This window comes from Bacillus sp. JJ1609 (assembly GCF_036967045.1).
Classification (GTDB): Bacteria; Bacillota; Bacilli; order Bacillales; family Cytobacillaceae; genus Mesobacillus.
In genome coordinates, this window is sequence record NZ_JBALSS010000055.1 from 1 (window position 1) to 1,092 (window position 1,092).

Annotated in this window: 9 tRNA genes; all 9 read right to left on the reverse strand. The window is 49.6% G+C overall.

The features are described from left to right. Nucleotides 1–126 precede the first annotated feature (126 nt). Nucleotides 127–202 (reverse strand) — tRNA-Asp (locus V7654_RS23815). Between the two features lie 36 nt (nucleotides 203–238). Further along, nucleotides 239–312 (reverse strand) — tRNA-Met (locus V7654_RS23820). A 25-nt stretch (nucleotides 313–337) separates the two neighbouring features. After that, nucleotides 338–430: transfer RNA gene (locus V7654_RS23825), tRNA-Ser, on the reverse strand. A gap of 20 nt (nucleotides 431–450) precedes the next feature. Then, nucleotides 451–527 (reverse strand) — tRNA-Ile (locus V7654_RS23830). Nucleotides 528–569: 42 nt separating this feature from the next. After that, a tRNA-Met gene (locus V7654_RS23835) sits at nucleotides 570–646 on the reverse strand. Between the two features lie 22 nt (nucleotides 647–668). Beyond that, nucleotides 669–744, reverse strand: a tRNA-Ala gene (locus V7654_RS23840). A 17-nt stretch (nucleotides 745–761) separates the two neighbouring features. Then, a tRNA-Pro gene (locus V7654_RS23845) sits at nucleotides 762–838 on the reverse strand. An 18-nt stretch (nucleotides 839–856) separates the two neighbouring features. Next, nucleotides 857–933 (reverse strand) — tRNA-Arg (locus V7654_RS23850). 69 nt (nucleotides 934–1,002) lie between these two features. After that, nucleotides 1,003–1,091: transfer RNA gene (locus V7654_RS23855), tRNA-Leu, on the reverse strand. Nucleotide 1,092 lies beyond the last annotated feature (1 nt).

Consider the following 1,092-nt stretch of genomic DNA (forward strand, 5'->3'; position numbering starts at 1 on the left):
GACTGAGCTACTGAGCCACTATAATATTTATCCTAAATTCTGAAAGGGTTAGGACCCTTTGCTCTAAAGCTTAATCGGAATGTGAGCATTTTGCTTTACCGACTGAGTTACTGAGCTTAATAAAAATGGCGGTCCCGACCGGGATCGAACCGGCGATCTCCTGCGTGACAGGCAGGCATGTTAACCGCTACACCACGGGACCAAAGTTTTTTCAAGTGTATTACTTGAAAAAAATTAATTGCGGGGGCAGGATTTGAACCTGCGACCTTCGGGTTATGAGCCCGACGAGCTACCGGGCTGCTCCACCCCGCGACGATAAAAAATGCAAATGAAATTATGGAGGAGGTAGAGGGATTCGAACCCCCGCGCGGTGTTACCCGCCTGTCGGTTTTCAAGACCGATCCCTTCAGCCGGACTTGGGTATACCTCCGTAAAATAACAACAATATAATGGTGGACCTTGTAGGACTCGAACCTACGACCGGACGGTTATGAGCCGTCTGCTCTAACCAGCTGAGCTAAAGGTCCATGTTTAGCCTAGATTGAATAGGTTCAACCAGATTGTAAAATTGGTAGCGGCGGAGGGGATCGAACCCCCGACCTTACGGGTATGAACCGTACGCTCTAGCCAGCTGAGCTACACCGCCAAATTAAATTTTCAAAAACATATGGTGGAGCCTAGCGGGATCGAACCGCTGACCTCCTGCGTGCAAGGCAGGCGCTCTCCCAGCTGAGCTAAGGCCCCATATTATATCAGTAGAATGGTCGGGAAGACAGGATTCGAACCTGCGACCCCTTGGTCCCAAACCAAGTGCTCTACCAAGCTGAGCTACTCCCCGATATAGAGTAAAATATAATGGCGCGCCCGAAAGGAGTCGAACCCATAACCTTCTGATCCGTAGTCAGACGCTCTATCCAATTGAGCTACGGGCGCATATGATGTAAAGGGAAGTTATTTCGCTAGCGCAAAAAACTTTGTTTATTTTACTTTGACAAAAAAACTTGGTGCCGAGGACCGGAATCGAACCGGTACGGTAGTCACCTACCGCAGGATTTTAAGTCCTGTGCGTCTGCCAGTTCCGCCACCCCGGCT